General features: G+C 68.9%; 16 protein-coding genes. 7 read left to right on the top strand and 9 right to left on the bottom strand.

Annotated elements, in window-relative coordinates; all coding sequences use genetic code 11:
- Window positions 1-20: 20 nt before the first annotated feature.
- The 6 genes from pstA to ACWA14_RS11550 all read right to left on the bottom strand — a co-directional run bounded on the left by pstA (window position 21) and on the right by ACWA14_RS11550 (window position 7345).
- The gene (gene pstA / locus ACWA14_RS11575) at window positions 21-1115 is read right to left on the bottom strand and encodes a phosphate ABC transporter permease PstA (RefSeq protein ID WP_463793608.1); all 1095 of its coding nucleotides are present in this window, start codon (window positions 1113-1115) and stop codon (window positions 21-23) included.
- A 1-nt stretch (window position 1116) separates the two neighbouring features.
- The gene (pstC, locus tag ACWA14_RS11570; protein ID WP_463793605.1) at window positions 1117-2082 is read right to left on the bottom strand and encodes a phosphate ABC transporter permease subunit PstC; all 966 of its coding nucleotides are present in this window, start codon (window positions 2080-2082) and stop codon (window positions 1117-1119) included.
- A gap of 102 nt (window positions 2083-2184) precedes the next feature.
- Window positions 2185-3288 (bottom strand): phosphate ABC transporter substrate-binding protein PstS, encoded by a 1104-nt coding sequence (locus tag ACWA14_RS11565; protein ID WP_463793602.1) that lies wholly within the window; start codon window positions 3286-3288, stop codon window positions 2185-2187.
- Between the two features lie 181 nt (window positions 3289-3469).
- The gene (locus tag ACWA14_RS11560; RefSeq protein ID WP_463793600.1) at window positions 3470-4447 is read right to left on the bottom strand and encodes an NUDIX hydrolase; all 978 of its coding nucleotides are present in this window, start codon (window positions 4445-4447) and stop codon (window positions 3470-3472) included.
- A complete protein-coding gene (locus ACWA14_RS11555) occupies window positions 4444-6609 on the bottom strand; it encodes an RNA degradosome polyphosphate kinase (RefSeq protein WP_463793596.1) in 2166 nt (721 codons plus the stop codon). Before ACWA14_RS11555 ends, ACWA14_RS11560 begins: the two co-directional genes overlap by 4 nt.
- 52 nt (window positions 6610-6661) lie before the next feature.
- On the bottom strand, window positions 6662-7345 hold the full coding sequence (locus tag ACWA14_RS11550) for a winged helix-turn-helix transcriptional regulator (protein WP_463793593.1): 684 nt from the start codon (window positions 7343-7345) through the stop codon (window positions 6662-6664).
- Window positions 7346-7417: 72 nt separating this feature from the next.
- Between ACWA14_RS11550 and ACWA14_RS11545 the strand changes: the two genes are divergently transcribed.
- The 3 genes from ACWA14_RS11545 to ygfZ all read left to right on the top strand — a co-directional run bounded on the left by ACWA14_RS11545 (window position 7418) and on the right by ygfZ (window position 9584).
- Entirely contained in the window at window positions 7418-7708 is a 291-nt protein-coding gene (locus tag ACWA14_RS11545) for a hypothetical protein (protein WP_463793592.1), read from the top strand.
- Between the two features lie 150 nt (window positions 7709-7858).
- Window positions 7859-8461 carry a nitrobindin family protein gene (locus tag ACWA14_RS11540; RefSeq protein ID WP_463793587.1) on the top strand — a complete coding sequence of 201 codons (603 nt, stop codon included), beginning with the start codon at window positions 7859-7861 and terminating at the stop codon, window positions 8459-8461.
- Window position 8462: 1 nt separating this feature from the next.
- On the top strand, window positions 8463-9584 hold the full coding sequence (ygfZ, locus tag ACWA14_RS11535) for a CAF17-like 4Fe-4S cluster assembly/insertion protein YgfZ (RefSeq protein WP_463793585.1): 1122 nt from the start codon (window positions 8463-8465) through the stop codon (window positions 9582-9584).
- Here the strand turns inward: ygfZ and ACWA14_RS11530 are convergent.
- Window positions 9575-10426: a methyltransferase domain-containing protein gene (locus ACWA14_RS11530; protein ID WP_463793582.1), complete on the bottom strand. Its 852-nt coding sequence runs from the start codon at window positions 10424-10426 to the stop codon at window positions 9575-9577. The two genes, ygfZ and ACWA14_RS11530, sit on opposite strands and share 10 nt — an antisense overlap.
- Before the next feature lie 80 nt (window positions 10427-10506).
- On the opposite strand from ACWA14_RS11530, the gene ACWA14_RS11525 reads away from it, so the two are divergent.
- Complete coding sequence (locus tag ACWA14_RS11525) at window positions 10507-11256, top strand: phosphoglyceromutase (RefSeq protein ID WP_463793579.1); 750 nt, start codon at window positions 10507-10509, stop codon at window positions 11254-11256.
- A gap of 115 nt (window positions 11257-11371) precedes the next feature.
- On the opposite strand, the gene phoU is transcribed toward ACWA14_RS11525, so the two are convergent.
- Window positions 11372-12070: a phosphate signaling complex protein PhoU gene (gene phoU, locus ACWA14_RS11520; protein ID WP_463793576.1), complete on the bottom strand. Its 699-nt coding sequence runs from the start codon at window positions 12068-12070 to the stop codon at window positions 11372-11374.
- A gap of 197 nt (window positions 12071-12267) precedes the next feature.
- On the opposite strand from phoU, the gene ACWA14_RS11515 reads away from it, so the two are divergent.
- Both ACWA14_RS11515 and ACWA14_RS11510 read left to right on the top strand, forming a co-directional pair.
- A complete protein-coding gene (locus ACWA14_RS11515; RefSeq protein WP_463793574.1) occupies window positions 12268-13512 on the top strand; it encodes a sensor histidine kinase in 1245 nt (414 codons plus the stop codon).
- On the top strand, window positions 13509-14192 hold the full coding sequence (locus ACWA14_RS11510; RefSeq protein ID WP_463793572.1) for a response regulator: 684 nt from the start codon (window positions 13509-13511) through the stop codon (window positions 14190-14192). The genes ACWA14_RS11515 and ACWA14_RS11510 overlap by 4 nt, the downstream gene beginning before the upstream one ends.
- A gap of 98 nt (window positions 14193-14290) precedes the next feature.
- Here ACWA14_RS11510 and ACWA14_RS11505 read toward each other — a convergent pair whose 3' ends face one another.
- The gene (locus ACWA14_RS11505; RefSeq protein ID WP_463793567.1) at window positions 14291-14764 is read right to left on the bottom strand and encodes a DNA modification methylase; all 474 of its coding nucleotides are present in this window, start codon (window positions 14762-14764) and stop codon (window positions 14291-14293) included.
- Window positions 14765-14900: 136 nt separating this feature from the next.
- Between ACWA14_RS11505 and ACWA14_RS11500 the strand changes: the two genes are divergently transcribed.
- Window positions 14901-15383, top strand: a complete 483-nt coding sequence (locus ACWA14_RS11500) for a CarD family transcriptional regulator (RefSeq protein WP_463793564.1) — start codon at window positions 14901-14903, stop codon at window positions 15381-15383.
- Window positions 15384-15391 lie beyond the last annotated feature (8 nt).

The following is a 15391-nucleotide window of genomic DNA, read 5'->3' as shown; positions in this document are numbered from 1 at the left end:
TGTTCTGAGAGGTCGGGCGCTCAGCGGCCGGCGAGTTTGGGAGCGAACAGCTTCGCGACGAGACGCGCGAGCAGGTTCAGCACCATGACGATGAGGATGAGGGTGAGGGCGGCGGCCCACGCACGGGCGACGGCCGCGTCGGGGTTCGTGCCCTGGTTCATGTACTGGTTGTAGGCGAACACCGGCAGCGTCATCATCTGACCGCTGAACAGGTTGGTGTTCAGACTCTGCGTGAAGCCGGCGGTGAGGAGCAACGGGGCCGTCTCGCCGATCACGCGGGAGATGGCGAGCATGACCGAGGTCGTGATGCCGGCGATGGACGTCGGCAGCACGATCTTGAGGATCGTCAACCACTTCGGCACGCCCAGCGCGTAGGACGCCTCGCGCAGCTCGTTCGGGACGATGCGCAGGAGTTCCTCGCTGCCGCGGACGACGACCGGGGTCATCAGCACGGCCAGCGCGAGGGCGCCCATGAACCCCATCGAGATGCCGGGGCCGATCAGCAGCGCGAAGACGGCGTAGATGAACAGACCGGCGACGATCGAGGGGATGCCCGTCATCACGTCGACGAAGAACGTGATCGCCTTCGCGAGCTTCCCCCGGCCGTACTCGACGAGGTAGATCGAGGTCATGAGTCCCACGGGCACCGAGATGACGGTCGCCGTGAGGGTGACCAGGACGGTGCCCCAGATCGCGTGGACGATGCCGCCGCCGTCGCCGATGACATTGCGCATCGAGAAGCTGAAGAACTCGGAGTCGAAGCGCTCGATGCCGTTGGACACGACCGTCCACAGCAGGGAGATCAGCGGGAGCAGGGCGATCAGGAACGCGGTGGCCACGAGAGCCGTCATCAGGCGATCGACGGCCTTGCGCCGGCTCTCCACGATCGAGGAGATGACGGTGATGATGACCATGTAGAGCACGAGGCCGACGACGACCGTGCCCGCGATGTTGAAGTCGGCGAGGTCTCCGCCGACCGAGGCGGCGGCGAAGACCGCCGCCGAGACGAGGAGGGCGCCGCCGAGCAGGGCCCAGGGCACCCACGCGGACAGCTTGCCCGCGGTGAGGGACGAGGGAGCGGTGGCGGCGGTGCGCGTGGCGGTGAGGGTGGTCATGTCAGTTCGCTCCCGAGAACTCGGCGCGACGGGCGACGATCCAACGCGCCAGCGCATTGACCGCGAAGGTCACGACGAAGAGGATGAGGCCGGTCGCGATCAGGGTGTTCACGCCGGTGTCGTGCGCCTCGGGGAAGGCCAGGGCGATGTTCGCGGGGATCGGCGTGGGGTTGGTCGCGGTGAGCACGAGGAAGCTCACGACCGCGGAGGGCGAGAGCACCATGGTCACGGCCATCGTCTCGCCCAGCGCGCGGCCGAGAGCCAGCATCGCGGCCGAGACCATGCCGCCGCGGGCGAACGGGAGCACGGCCATGCGGACCATCTCCCAGCGGGTGGAGCCGAGGGCGAGCGCGGCCTCCTCGTGCAGCTTCGGAGTCTGCAGGAAGATCTCGCGGCAGATCGCCGTCATGATCGGGATGCACATCACGGCGAGCACGAGTGCCGCGGTGAGGATCGTCTTGCCGGTCGAGGAGACCTGCCCGCCGAAGAACGGCACCCAGGAGGCGTTCGTGTTGAGCCAGGCGTAGATGGGCTGCAGGAGCGGTGCGAGCACCAGGCCGCCCCACAGGCCGAAGACGACCGAGGGCACGGCGGCGAGCAGGTCGATGATGTAGCCGAGGACGGCGGCGAGGCGGCGGTGCGCGTAGTGGGAGATGAAGAGCGCGATGCCGATCGAGATCGGAGCCGCGATGAGCAGGGCCATGAAGGCCGCCCAGAGCGTGCCGAACACGAGCGGTCCGACGTACTCCCAGAAGGAGCGGCCCTTGAGGATGTGGTTGCCGCTCGTGTCCGCCTCGAAGGCGGGGACGCTCTGGATGATGAGGAAGGTGGCGACGGCGGCGAGCACGATGAGGATGATGACCCCCGCGCTGAGTGCGGTGCCGGAGAAGACGCGGTCGCCGAGCCGCTGCTTCGCCTTGATCGGAGCAGGCGGTGCGGACGGTGCCTGCGAAGTCGTCGTGCTCATGGTCTCCTGTTTTCGGGCTGGAGTGAGGGATTCTGCGGGCTGTCCGATGCCCTCGCGCCCGCAAGGCGCGAGGGCATCGGGGTCAGCCGATCGTCACCGAGGTCAGTCGACCTTGATCGTGTCGATCGCCGTGAGGACCTTCTCGCGCAGGCCGTCCGAGATCGGGGCGCTGCCGGCGTTCTCGGCCGCGGCATCCTGTCCCTCGGCGCTGGCGATGTACTCGAGGTACGACTTGACCAGGGCGGCCTTGTTCGTGTCCTCGTACTCTTCGCACGCGATCATGTAGCTGACCAGGGCGATCGGGTACGAACCGGCGGGGGCGGCGGCGGGGTCGATGTCGAAGACGAGGTCTCCGGCGCCACGGCCCTCGACGAGCGGGGAGCTCTCGACGAGCGCGGCGGATGCCTCGGCGGAGTACTCGACGTACTCGCCCTCGACGCCGACGTGGACCTGGCCGAGGTTGCTCGTCTGCGACGCGTCGGCGTATCCGATGGTGCCGTTGCCCGCGGTGATGGCCTGCACGACACCCGAGGTGCCCTGTGCCGCCTCGCCGCCCTGGATCGGCCACTCGCCGTCGGCCTCGTAGGTCCACACGTCGGGGGCGGTCGCGGAGAGGTAGTGCGTGAAGGTCTCGGTCGTGCCCGAGTCGTCCGAGCGGTGGACCGGGGAGATCGCGAGGTCGGGGAGCTCGACGCCCTCGTTCTGCGAAGCGATGGCCTCGTCGTTCCAGTTGGTGATCGTGCCGGCGAAGATCCCGGCGATGCTGGCGGCGTCGAGGTTCAGCGTGTCGACGCCCTCGAGGTTGAAGGCGATGGCGACCGGGGCGATGTAGAGCGGGACCTCGACGATCGCGTCGGAGGCGCAGGTGCCGAAGCCGCCCGCGGCTTCCTCTTCGTCGTCGAACGCGCGGTCGGAGCCGACGAAGTCGCTCGCGCCGGCGAGGAAGTTCTCACGGCCCGTGCCCGATCCGGTGGGCTCGTAGTTGATGGTGACGCCGGAGTTGGCGGTCTGGAAGGCGGCGACCCAGGCTTCCTGAGCCGCGGTCTGAGCGGAGGAGCCGGTGGCCTTGAGGGTGCCTTCGAGCGTGGAGGAGGTCGGCGCGTCCGACGAGCCGCCGGCGCCGCCTTCGTTCGCGGCGCAGCCGGCGAGGGCGAGAGCGGCGACGGCGCCGATGGCGCCGATGCGAGCGATTCGGGAGATCTTCACTGTGGATCCGTTCGATCGGAGGATGGGTTGAGGCCCGGTGCAGGGCACACAGTGACGCTAAGCGCGGCGGTTAACGAGACTCTCCCGCGCAGGTGAACGGAAGGTGAACGACGGACGACTCTCTGGGGGCGATCCGCGTCGATCCGGGGGAGTACGGGGTTCCCCGGGCCGACGGGAACCCTCAGGTCTTCGGGATGTGCGTCTCGATCGCGATGATCCCCGAGCCGGGGTTCGTCGAGGAGAGGTGCACGACCGAGAATGCCGCCGGCTCCAGATCGGCAGCACTGCTGAGATACGAGCCCTGGATCGTGCCGGTCGCCAGAGCGATCTCCGACAGCAGCCCCGGCAGCACGGGACCGTGACTGCACAGCACGGCGGGCTTGCCGGAGCGGACGCGATGACCCACGACCGAACGCAGGTCGTCGCTGCCGTCCTCCCAGGCGTCCTGGCTGATCTTCTCGGTCGTGACGAGCTTGCGCCCGATCGCCTTCCCCAGCGGGGCGACGGTCGACACGCACCGCACCGCGTCGCTCGTGACGATCTTGCGCACGCCGAAGGCCTTCAGCGGGCCCACGACGGACTTCGCCTGCACGCGACCGCGGTCGGTGAGCGGCCGACTCGCGTCGGTCCCGTCCCAGTCGCCGCGGGGGAGCGCCTTCGCATGACGCAGGACCACCAGCGGGAATGTGCGCAGCACACCGTCGGAGACGAGCGTCGAGAAGAAGTCGAGGATCTCCAGGTCGACGGGGTAGCTGAGGCGGCTCCGTGCCTTCTTCACGCTCACCCACTCGAGTGCCGCGATCTCCCGGTTGGGGACGAAGGTCGATGCGCGGATCGCCTCCTCCGTCGCCTCGGCGGCCCAGTAGTGCACCACCTTCTGCTTGCGCGACGCCAGCACGTAACGGCTCACGCCCACCGGCACACCGAGGATGACCCGGATGCCGGTCTCCTCGTGCACCTCGCGGACCGCTGTCTCGGCGAGCGTCTCGCCGGGATCGACCTTCCCCTTCGGCAGGGTGATGTCGCGGTACTTGGTGCGGTGGATCAGCAGGATCTTCAGCTTGCCCTCGACCATGCGCCAGACGACGCCGCCGGCGGCGTAGACCGCCTTGTCGGTCCACCCGGCGCGCGGCGAGGTCTTCGTCTGCGGCGCCGTCATCGCACCGACCGGGCGCGACGACGGCGCTGGATCAACCCCATGGTCTTGTCCTGCAGATCGATCAACGGCTTGCCGTCGGCATCTTCGGCGTGGCGCTCCCAGACCCCGTTGGCTCCGAGGTGCCACGACGTGGTCCCGGGGTCCATCGCGAGCTCGAAGAACGCGAGCAGATCGTGCAGGTGCGTCGGGTCGGTCACGCGCACCAGCGCCTCGACGCGGCGGTCGAGGTTGCGGTGCATCATGTCGGCGCTGCCGATGAAGACCTGCGGGTCTCCGCCGTTCTCGAACGCGAAGATCCGCGAGTGCTCCAGATATCGGCCCAGGATGCTGCGCACCGTGATGTTGTCGCTGATCCCGTCGAGGTCCGTGCGCAGGCTGCAGATGCCGCGCACCCAGACGTCGACCTTCACTCCGGCGACGCTGGCCCGGTAGAGCGCGTCGATGATCTCCTCGTCGACCATCGAGTTCACCTTGATGCGGATGTGTGCGGACTTGCCCGCCTCGGCGTTCTTGCGCTCGGCATCGATCTGACGCACGAGTCCCTTGCGCAGATGCAGGGGAGCGACGAGCAGCCGCTTGAACTTCTTCTCGATCGCGTAGCCGCTGAGCTCGTTGAACAGACGCGTGAGGTCCTTGCCGACCTGGGCATCGGCGGTGAACAGGCCGAAGTCCTCGTAGATCCGACTGGTCTTCGGGTTGTAGTTGCCGGTGCCGACGTGCGAGTAGTGCCGCAGCATCCCGTCTTCCTCGCGGATCACGAGCGCGAGCTTGCAGTGCGTCTTGAGGCCGACCAGGCCGTAGACCACGTGCACGCCGGCCTTCTCGAGCTTGCGCGCCCAGACGATGTTGTTCGCCTCGTCGAAGCGCGCTTTGACCTCGACCAGCGCCAGCACCTGCTTGCCGGCCTCGGCGGCGTCGATGAGCGCCTGCACCACGGGACTGTCGCCGGAGGTGCGATACAGCGTCTGCTTGATCGCGAGCACGTGCGGGTCGCGTGCCGCCTGCTCCAGGAACGCCTGCACGCTCGTCGTGAACGATTCGTAAGGGTGATGCACGAGCACGTCGGCCTTGCGGATGGCCTTGAACATGTCGGCGCGCGTGCTGCTGTCGCCGGGCTGGAAGGCCACGGCGGTGGTCGGCAGGTGCGGGGGGTACCGCAGATCGGGGCGGTCGATCCGCGACAGCGAGAACAGTCCGCGCAGGTCGAGCGGACCGGGGAGCCGGTAGACCTCCTGGTCGGTGATGTCGAGCTCCTTCACGAGGAGCTCGAGCGTCACGTCGTCCATGTCGTCGGTGATCTCGAGGCGGATCGGCGGGCCGAAGCGGCGACGCAGCAACTCGGCCTCGAGCGCCTGGATGAGGTTCTCGCTCTCGTCCTCCTCGATCTCGACGTCCTCGTTGCGGGTGAGGCGGAAGGCGTGGTGATCGAGCACCTCCATGCCGGGGAACAGGTCGCCGAGGTGGTTCGCGATCAGGTCTTCCAGGCTCAGGCAGCGGACGATCTCGCTGGAGCCCGGCACCTCGACGAAACGCGGCAGCATGGGCGGCACCTTCAGGCGGGCGAATTCCTGACGCCCGGTGCGCGCGTTGCGGATGCGGATCGCGAGGTTCAGCGAAAGACCCGAGATGTAGGGGAACGGGTGCGCGGGGTCGACGGCCAGCGGCATCAGGACGGGGAAGACCTGCGCCTGGAAGTACTCGGTCAGTGCCGAGCGCTCGGGGTCGGTGAGCGCCGCCCAGTCGGTGATCTCGACACCGGCATCGGCGAGCGCCGGGCGCACCAGCGAGGTCCAGGCGTCGGCATGACGCAGCTGGAGCGCGTGCGCTTCGCGGGAGATGTCGGTGAGCGCGTCGACGGGGGAGCGACCGATGTTGGTCGGTACCGCGAGCCCCGTCACGATGCGGCGCTTCAGGCCGGCCACCCGCACCATGAAGAACTCGTCGAGGTTGCTGGCGAAGATGGCGAGGAAGTTCGCCCGCTCGAGTTCCGGGAGCGATGCGTCCTCGGCCAGCTCGAGCACACGCTGGTTGAACGCCAGCCAGCTCAGCTCGCGGTCGAGGTAGCGGTGGTCGGGGAGCAGAGCGTCGGGAGACTCGATGGCATCGAAGTCATCGTCTTCGGCGTCACCGAGACCGGCGTCGGCGAGTGCGGGATCGATCATGGGGTACATCTAAGCACCGCCAGGTGTCGCATGCGTGAACGGGGGCGTTCCGTTACCGCGCTGCGGCCACCGTCTCCTCGTCGTACACGTTGAAGCGGTAGCCGACGTTGCGCACGGTGCCGATGATCTGCTCCTGGTCGCCGAGCTTGGCGCGCAGCCTCCGCACGTGCACGTCCACGGTGCGCGTGCCGCCGAAGTAGTCGTAACCCCAGACCTCGCTGAGCAGCTGCTCCCGGGTGAAGACACGCGAGGGGTGAGTGGCCAGGAAATGCAGGAGCTGGAACTCCTTGTACGTGAGGTCGAGAGCCTTGCCGTGCAGCTTGGCCGAGTAGGACTGCTCGTCGATCGTGATGCCGGATGCCTGCACGCGCGTCGGTGCCGCCACCTCGTCGCGGCGGGCGAGCGCCAGTCGCACGCGGGCGTCGGTCTCGGCGGGGCCCGCGGTGGAGATGAGGACGTCGTCGATGCCCCAGTCCCCGGAGAGCGCGCTCATGCCGCCCTCCGTCACGACCAGCAGCAGCGGCGCATCCTGCCCGGTGGCCCGCAGCAGGCGGCAGAGCGACTTCGCACCGACGAGATCCTGACGGCCGTCGACGATCACGATGTCGTACTCGGGGGCGCTCACCAGCTGGGCCGGTTCAGCGGGGATCTGGCGGACGCGGTGGCTGAGCAGCTCGAGCGCAGGCAGCACCTGCTCCGATATCGGAGCGTGGGTCAGAACCAGGATCTCGGCCACGCGCACTCCTCACCTGCATCGGGCGATGCCGTGGGGCAATGATACCGGCAGCCGATGGGTCACAATGGAGTCATGACGGAACCAGCCCTCGCACCGCGTAATGCCTTCGTCGGCGTGGTCGCCGTGTGGGTCACCGCCTTCCTCGCGAGCATCCTGCTCGGGATCTTCGTCGCCGAGGACTGGCGCGTGTCCTGGATGCTCGTCGCGTTCGGCGGCGTCATCCTGATCTCCTTCGCGGTGCAGCTCTGGTACGGACGCACACAGGGCTTCATCTTCCGCGTGGCCGCCAGCGTCATCGGCGCACTGCTGCTGATGGGCATGATCTCGATCGGATTCGGCCTCGCCGCGCTGATCCCGACCTGACACCTCTCCCCAGCCGGGGTAAAGTGGACGCATGGACATCATGGCGCTCGAGATCTTCTTCATCGGTCTGCTGGGTCTCGCGAGCCTGGCGATCGTCTTCGTGTCGGCCGTGGTTCTGCGCAACCTGTTCCGCGGTCAGCGCTGAGCGACGTGCTCGAGCTGCCGACCGATCTTCCCGCCGACCTCGCTCCGCTCTCGTGGCTGATCGGCGTGTGGGAGGGAACCGGTGTGATCGACTTCCCCGTCGGAGATGACCGTCTGCAGGGCGAGTTCGCCCATCAGGTGAGCTTCAGCCACGACGGCGGCCCCTTCCTGAACTACTCCGCCACCGCGACCTTCGTGGGTGAAGACGGCACCGCCTCGGTGCCGTTGATCGCGGAGACCGGCTTCTGGCGCCTCGCGCGGCCCGCCGCCGACACGGATGCCGGACCGGCGCTGCTGCCGCCGCGGGAGCAGCCGGTCACGCGCACCGTCGACGACGTCGAAGAGCTGCGCACGGCATCCGGCGGCTTCCCGATCGAGGTCTCGATCGCCCACTCCGACGGAATCCTCGAGCTCTACCTCGGCGAGATCAACGGCCCGCGTGTGGACATCGCCTCCGACGCCATCGTCCGCGCCGCCGGGGCGAAGGAGTACGGCGCCGCCACGCGCCTCTACGGTCTGGTCGACGGACACATGCTCTGGGCCTGGGACATCGCCGCCCTGGGCACTCCGCTGCGCTCTCACGCCTCCGCCCGTCTGGCGAAGGTCTGACATGGCGATCTTCTCCGGCATCCCCGGCGCCGTCGCCGACGAGTTCGGCATCGCGCACTTCGGCGATCCGTTCCGCGAACAGCGCCGGCTGGCGGCGGGAGGGGCGTTCGTGCCGCTCGACGACCGCCGCGTGATCGAGGTCTCCGGCCCCGAACGCCTCGGCTGGCTGGATTCGATCACGTCGCAGTCCGTGGGGCACCTGCTCCCGGGGGAGAGCACGGAGCTGCTCGTCCTCGATCCGCAGGGCCGGGTCGAGCACGCGGCCGGTGTGCTCGACGACGGCGCGTCGACCTGGCTGATCGCGGACGCCGCGGATGCGGAGAGCCTGGCGACGTGGCTGACGCGGATGAAGTTCCGCACCCAGGCGACGGTCGATCTGCGCCCTGAGCTCGCTCTGCTCGGCTTCGTCGACGGGGGTCCGGCTGCGGAGACCGTGTCGGCGATCGCGCTCGCCCCGCAGGGCGCGCCCCTGATCTGGGCCGACCCGTGGCAGCGGGTGTCGGTCGGCGGCCACCAGTACGCCCAGGTGTCCGATCACCCCGGAGCCGCCCTCGCCTGGCGGGTCGCCATCGTCACCGTGGATGCCGTGGCCGCGCTCGCCGCGTCGGCCGATCCCGAGGCCGTCGCCGGTCTGCTCGCGGCCGAGTCGTTGCGGATCGCCGCCTGGCGCCCCCGCTGGGCCGCCGAGGTCGACGAGCGCTCGCTGCCGCACGAGTCCGACTGGATCCGCAGCGCGGTGCACCTGAGCAAGGGCTGCTACCGCGGGCAGGAGACCGTCGCCAAGGTGCACAACCTCGGACATCCGCCCCGGCGGCTCGCGGCGCTGCAGCTCGACGGCAGTGACGCGGTGCTTCCGTCGCCCGGCGCCGCAGTCTTCGCGGGAGACGACGAGGTCGGACACCTGACCTCGGTCGCGCGGCACCATGAGGACGGGCCCATCGCCCTCGCGATCCTCTCGCGGCGCGCGCCGATCGGCGACCTCGTGGTGCGCGAGGACGGCATCGACATCGCCGCCGCGCAGCAGGTGATCGTCCCCGGCGACGCCGGTGCGACTGCCGACATCCCGCGCCTCACGCGGCTTTCCCGACGTCCCTCGGCGCCGGACCCCCGCGCTCAGGCCTGAACAGGCGGCGACGCGCTCTGCGGCAAGGGGGCGACGGCCTCCCACGGCACGGTCAGTTCGCCCAGGCGCCACCGATTGCGGGTGCCGATGATCGGCCACCCCTGGTCGCGCAGTGCCGTCACGGCGGCGATGAACCGCTGTGTCACGCCGAAGGTCGACAGCGGTGCCGCCCGATCCCACTCCCGATCGAGGTCGGCGAGGAGGGCGTGGATGCGCTCGCCGGGGATGTTGCGGTGGATCAGCGCCTTCGGCAGGCGCTCGGCGACGATGCTCGGCCGCTCCAGCTCGGCCAGCCGCAGCGAGATCGTGAAGCGCAGGGCCCGGCCGTCGGGGCCGACGTCGATCCAGCTCGACACCCGGCCGATCTCGTCGCAGGTGCCCTCGATGAGCAGTCCACCCGGCGCCAGGCGTTCCGCCATCGTGCGCCAGGCCTCGGCGACATCGGACTCGTCGTACTGCCGCAGCACGTTCATGGCGCGGATCACGCACGGCCGTCGGGCGCCCGGGAGCGGCACCTCGAACCCGCCGCGCGCGAACGAGACCCGCAGAGCGGGGGAGAAGGGGGTCCGACCCGCCTGGACGTCGAGGAGCTGCGCGGTCGCGAGGGCCACGCGGGCCGGATCGATCTCGAGCCCGCGCACCTCGGCATCCGCGCGCACGCCCTGCAGCCGGGTGGCGAGCTCGAACGCCGTGACCCCGCTCGCACCGTAGCCCAGGTCGATCACGAGGGGGTCCTCCGCACGGAGGAACGCGGGACTCACGGCGATCCAGCGGTCGTTCCGCCGCAGCCGATTGGTCCCGGTCGTGCCGCGCGTGGGACGACCGAGGGGAGAGCGCGCCATGACTCCATCCTCCCAGCCCCGTGTGAACCCCGGAGACGGCGGCGTGCACGTCCGACGACCCGCGCGGATAAACTGGCGGCATGACTGCGACGCGCACCCTGATCCTGCTCCGCCACGGCCAGAGCGAGTGGAACGAACTGAACCTCTTCACCGGCTGGGTCGATGTCCGCCTGACCGCGCAGGGCAAGGACGAGGCCCGCCGCGGTGGCGAGCTGCTCGCCGAGGCCGGCATCCTCCCCGATGTCCTGCACACCTCGTTGCTGAGCCGGGCCATCCAGACCGCCGACATCGCGCTCGACGCGGCGGACCGTCTGTGGATCCCTGTGACCCGTTCGTGGCGCCTCAACGAGCGTCACTACGGTGCGCTGCAGGGCAAGGACAAGGCCCAGACGCTCGCGGAGTTCGGCCCGGAGCAGTTCCAGCTGTGGCGCCGCTCGTTCGACGTGCCGCCGCCCCTCCTCGACGACGCCAGCGAGTTCAGCCAGGTGAACGATGTGCGCTACCAGGGCATCGACGGCGACGTGCCGCGCACCGAATCGCTCAAGCTCGTGATCGACCGCCTGCTTCCGTACTGGGACGACGCGATCGTCCCCGACCTGGACGCGGGGAAGACCGTGCTCGTCACCGCGCACGGCAACTCGCTCCGTGGACTCGTGAAGCACCTCGAGGGCATCAGTGATGACGAGATCGCCGAGCTGAACATCCCCACCGGCATCCCGCTGGTCTATGAACTCGACGAGGACAACCGGCCCACCGGTCCGGGGCGCTACCTCGACCCGGAGGCCGCCGCCGCCGGCGCCGCCGCTGTCGCCGCGCAGGGCAAGAAGTAGCGGGTCGGCGCCCGGCGCCGCCCCTCCTCGACGAAGCCCCTCCTGATCCGCGGACCAGGAGGGGCTTCGTCATGCCCCGAGCATCGGCTCGGGGCGTCGGCGGAGTGGCGCGGACTCAGGCGTGCCCGAACTCCCGCTGCTGCTCGGCGGCGAGGGCGATCTCGGCCTCGGAGACCTGCCAGTCGCCGGTCGCGAGGTAGACCATCTTCTTGGCCACCGCGACCGCGTGGTCGGCGAAGCGCTCGTGGTAGCGGCTGGCCAGCGTGGCATCGACGGTCGCGGTGGCCTCGCCCTTCCAGTTGTCGCTGAGCACCTTCTCGAACACGTTGGCGTGCAACTCGTCGACATCGTCGTCCGCGTTGCGGATGATGTCGGCGAAGCGCAGGTCCTGCGTGCGGATGAGTTCGGACAGCGTGCGTGAGATCTCGACGTCGAGTTCGCCCATCTTGACGAAGGTGCCCTTGAGTCCCTTCGGGATGGCGCGCTCGGGGAAGCGGAGCCGGGCGAGCTGGGCGATGTGCTCGGACATGTCGCCCATGCGCTCGAGCGAGGCGCTCACCCGCAGCGCCGTCACGACGATGCGCAGGTCGCGGGCGACCGGCTGCTGGCGGGCGAGGATCTCGATGGCCTGCTCGTCGAGCGTGAGGGCGAGTTCGTCGATCTTGGCGTCGTCGGCGATGACCTCTTCGGCCAGCGCGACGTCACTCGTGGCGAACGCGCGCGTGGCCTTGTCGATCGAGACCGTGACGAGGTCGGCGATCTCGACCAGGCGAGACTGCAGGTCCTCGAGGGACTGGTGGAAGACTTCGCGCATGTGCGGCGCAACCTTTCGTTCGAGTCGCGACGGTGTCGTCCGCGAGAGGGTCGGGCCGTGCTCCCGCACAGGCCCGATGCGATTGTGTGCCCCGAAGGTTAACGAACGGTGCCCAGAACGTGAATAGTACTTCTCCCGTTGCCGTGCCCGTCGGAAAACGCGCCGAAGCGCCGGTGAACGCACTCTACGCTGAGGGTATGACGTTGCCGCAGATCGCGCTGATCGCCCTCGCCGCAGGTGTGCTGATCGGCGTCGGGTTCTCGCTTCTGATGCTGTGGGCGTACCGGGCGCGAGCCCGCGTCGAGCAGCAGACGTCGACGGTCGTTCCCAACGGCATCACCGACGTCCTCGACAGCATGGACGACGCGGCCTGCGTCGTGGACAGCTCCGGCCTGGTGCTCGCGGCCTCGCAGGCGGCGACGCGCTTCGGCATCGAGGTCGGGGCGACCCTCGACCATCCCGAGCTCCGTCAGCTCGTGCGCAGCGTGCGCTCGGCGGGCGGCACGAAGACCGACTCCCTGCGCATCACGCGCGGTGGTGTGAGCCTCGACCCGCGGCTGGTCTCGGCACGCGCGAGCGTGCTCGGCGCCCGCATGGTGCTGCTCATCATCCGCGACGTGACGGAGCAGGAGCGGCTCGACCAGATGCGCCGCGACTTCGTCGCCAACACCAGCCACGAGCTGAAGACACCCGTGGGGGCCGTCAGCCTGCTCGCCGAGGCGATCGAGTCCGCGGCCGACGATCCGCCTCAGGTCCGCATCTTCGCCGCCCGCATCTCCGCCGAGGCCGGGCGTCTCGCGCAGCTGACCGGGCGCATCATGAGCCTCTCCCGCCTGCAGGCCGAGGACGGCCTCGCCGAGGTGACCCCCGTGTCGATCGACGAGGTCATCGCGTCCTCGATCGAGGCGCACGTCGTGCAGGCCGATTCCGCCGGCGTCGAGCTCAGCCGAGGCGGCGATCGCGGAGCCTGGGTGCGCGGAGACGCGCAGATCCTGATCGAGGCGGTCGGCAACCTCGTCGCGAACGCGATCGTCTACTCCCCGCGCGGATCCCGCGTCGGGGTCGGCGTGAAGGCCGAGGACGGCGTGGTCGAGATCGCCGTCGCCGATCAGGGCATCGGGATCGCCGAGGCCGACCGCGAGCGCATCTTCGAGCGGTTCTACCGCGCCGACGAGGCGCGCTCGCGCCGCACCGGCGGCACCGGACTCGGTCTCTCGATCGTCAAGCACGCCACCCAGCGCCACGGCGGCGAGGTGCGCCTGTGGTCGCGACCCGGGCGGGGCTCGACCTTCACCATCCGCCTTCCGATGATCGATGCTCCCGACCCCCTCGACATCGGCAAGAAGAGCAAGAAGAAACGCGCCCGCAAGGCGGCGAAGGCGAAGGCGAAAGCCCCGTCCGCCCCGCTCGCGGGGCGCGCCCGGAACGGAGAGACCGCATGACACGCATCCTTCTCGTCGAAGACGAGCCCGACCTCGCCGACCCGCTCGCCTACCTGCTGCGGCGGGAAGGGTACGAGGTCGAGATCGCCGAGGACGGACCAGGGGCGCTGGCTGCGTACCGGGAGCGCGGCGCCGACATCGTGCTCCTCGACCTCATGCTTCCCGGCATGCCGGGTACCGAGGTGTGCCGTCAGATCCGGTCGACGTCGGCGGTTCCGATCATCATGCTCACGGCCAAGGATTCCGAGGTCGACATCGTCGTGGGACTCGAGCTGGGTGCCGACGACTACATCACGAAGCCGTACTCCTCGCGCGAGCTGCTCGCCCGGATGCGCGCGGTGCTCCGCCGCGTCGTGCAGGCCGACAGCGAGCTCGACGAGCGGGTGCTCGACGGCGGACGGGTCTCGTTGGACATCGACCGGCACACCGTGTCGGTCGCGGGCTCACTCATCAACATGCCCCTGAAGGAGTTCGAACTGCTCGAGGTGCTGATGCGCAATTCGGGTCGCGTGCTCACCCGCGGTCAGCTGATCGACCGGGTCTGGGGCAGCGACTACTTCGGCGACACCAAGACCCTCGACGTGCACATCAAGCGCATCCGCTCGCGCATCGAGGAGAACCCGAGCGAGCCGGTCATGCTGGTCACGGTGCGAGGTCTCGGGTACCGCTTCGAGGGCTGATCCCCGCGTCCCGGTGCACGCGGACGCGCACGGGACGCGGAAGAGGCCGGCTCCCACGTGGGGGCCGGCCTCTTCCGTACGATATGCGCGGACCGGGGTCAGTCGTCGGTCGGCACCAGATCGGCGTAGTAGGGGAGCGTTCCGTCGAGCACGGGCACCTGGGTCTTCATGCCGAGGGCGTCGCCCGACTGGAAGTGCATCTCGACCGTCGAGCCGGGCATGGCGTCGAGATCGATGATGCGCAGCGGGTCGGCGTCGGCGCCGAAGCTCACGCGGTCGCCCGCGGGGACCGTGACCGTGAAGGGATCGATGCCGTCGATGCCGATCGTGAGGGTGGCGCGCTCATCGGTGGGGTTGACGACGGCGGCGATGAAGTTGCCCACCGTGCCGTCCTCGTTCGCGACGATGAAGGCGTTGCGGACATCGAGGGGGCTGTCGGGATCGAACACGTTGACGCCGTCCGACGCGGAGTACTCGATCGTCGTCGCCTGCGGCGAGATGAACGTGCAGCCCGTCGCGCTGAGAAGAACGAGAGCGCTGAGGGCGGCAGACGCAACAAGGCGCGATTTCACGGGTCCTCCTGAGGTCCGACGGAATATCCGTCTCCATTCTACGGGTACGCGCGTGCCCTCTCCGAGACGGATGCGGCGCGAACCTTAGCGCATAATCCCTGTGGTATCCTTGAGGTTGCCGAAAGGACATTTTTTTATGCTTTTTGAGGTTGGCGAAACCGTCGTCTATCCGCACCATGGCGCTGCGACCATCATCGAGGTCAAGGAACGCATCATCAAGGGTGAGGCGAAGAAGTATCTCAAGCTGAACGTCACCCAGGGTGATCTCATCATCGAGGTTCCCGCCGAGAACGTCGACCTGGTCGGCGTCCGCGATGTGATCGGCAAGGAAGGCCTCGACCACGTGTTCGAGGTGCTTCGTGCCCCGTTCACCGAGGAGCCCACCAACTGGTCGCGTCGCTACAAGGCGAACCTGGAGAAACTCGCCTCGGGCGATGTCATCAAGGTGAGCGAGGTCGTCCGCGACCTGTGGCGTCGAGACCAGGACCGCGGTCTCTCCGCGGGAGAGAAGCGCATGCTGGCCAAGGCTCGCCAGATCCTGATCTCCGAGCTGGCACTGGCCGAGAAGACCGACGAGGACAAGGCGAGCGCTCTGCTCGACGAGGTCCTCGCCTCCTGAATCACTCC

The sequence above is a fragment of the Microbacterium sp. TW_SC_2 genome (assembly GCF_055361165.1).
Note: the sequence above shows the minus strand (reverse complement) of the source record. Positions and strands in the feature narration are given on the sequence as shown.

Excerpts from the sequence above, each read along its gene's own strand:
- pstC (WP_463793605.1), bottom strand. The coding sequence starts at position 2,082 with ATGAGCACGACGACTTCGCAGGCACCGTCCGCACCGCCTGCTCCGATC.
- phoU (WP_463793576.1), bottom strand. The coding sequence starts at position 12,070 with ATGCGCGAAGTCTTCCACCAGTCCCTCGAGGACCTGCAGTCTCGCCTG.
- ACWA14_RS11560 (WP_463793600.1), bottom strand. The coding sequence starts at position 4,447 with ATGACGGCGCCGCAGACGAAGACCTCGCCGCGCGCCGGGTGGACCGAC.
- pstA (WP_463793608.1), bottom strand. The coding sequence starts at position 1,115 with ATGACCACCCTCACCGCCACGCGCACCGCCGCCACCGCTCCCTCGTCC.
- ACWA14_RS11515 (WP_463793574.1), top strand. The coding sequence starts at position 12,268 with ATGACGTTGCCGCAGATCGCGCTGATCGCCCTCGCCGCAGGTGTGCTG.
- ACWA14_RS11525 (WP_463793579.1), top strand. The coding sequence starts at position 10,507 with ATGACTGCGACGCGCACCCTGATCCTGCTCCGCCACGGCCAGAGCGAG.
- ACWA14_RS11530 (WP_463793582.1), bottom strand. The coding sequence starts at position 10,426 with ATGGCGCGCTCTCCCCTCGGTCGTCCCACGCGCGGCACGACCGGGACC.
- ACWA14_RS11545 (WP_463793592.1), top strand. The coding sequence starts at position 7,418 with ATGACGGAACCAGCCCTCGCACCGCGTAATGCCTTCGTCGGCGTGGTC.
- ACWA14_RS11500 (WP_463793564.1), top strand. The coding sequence starts at position 14,901 with ATGCTTTTTGAGGTTGGCGAAACCGTCGTCTATCCGCACCATGGCGCT.
- ACWA14_RS11510 (WP_463793572.1), top strand. The coding sequence starts at position 13,509 with ATGACACGCATCCTTCTCGTCGAAGACGAGCCCGACCTCGCCGACCCG.
- ACWA14_RS11555 (WP_463793596.1), bottom strand. The coding sequence starts at position 6,609 with ATGATCGATCCCGCACTCGCCGACGCCGGTCTCGGTGACGCCGAAGAC.
- ygfZ (WP_463793585.1), top strand. The coding sequence starts at position 8,463 with ATGGCGATCTTCTCCGGCATCCCCGGCGCCGTCGCCGACGAGTTCGGC.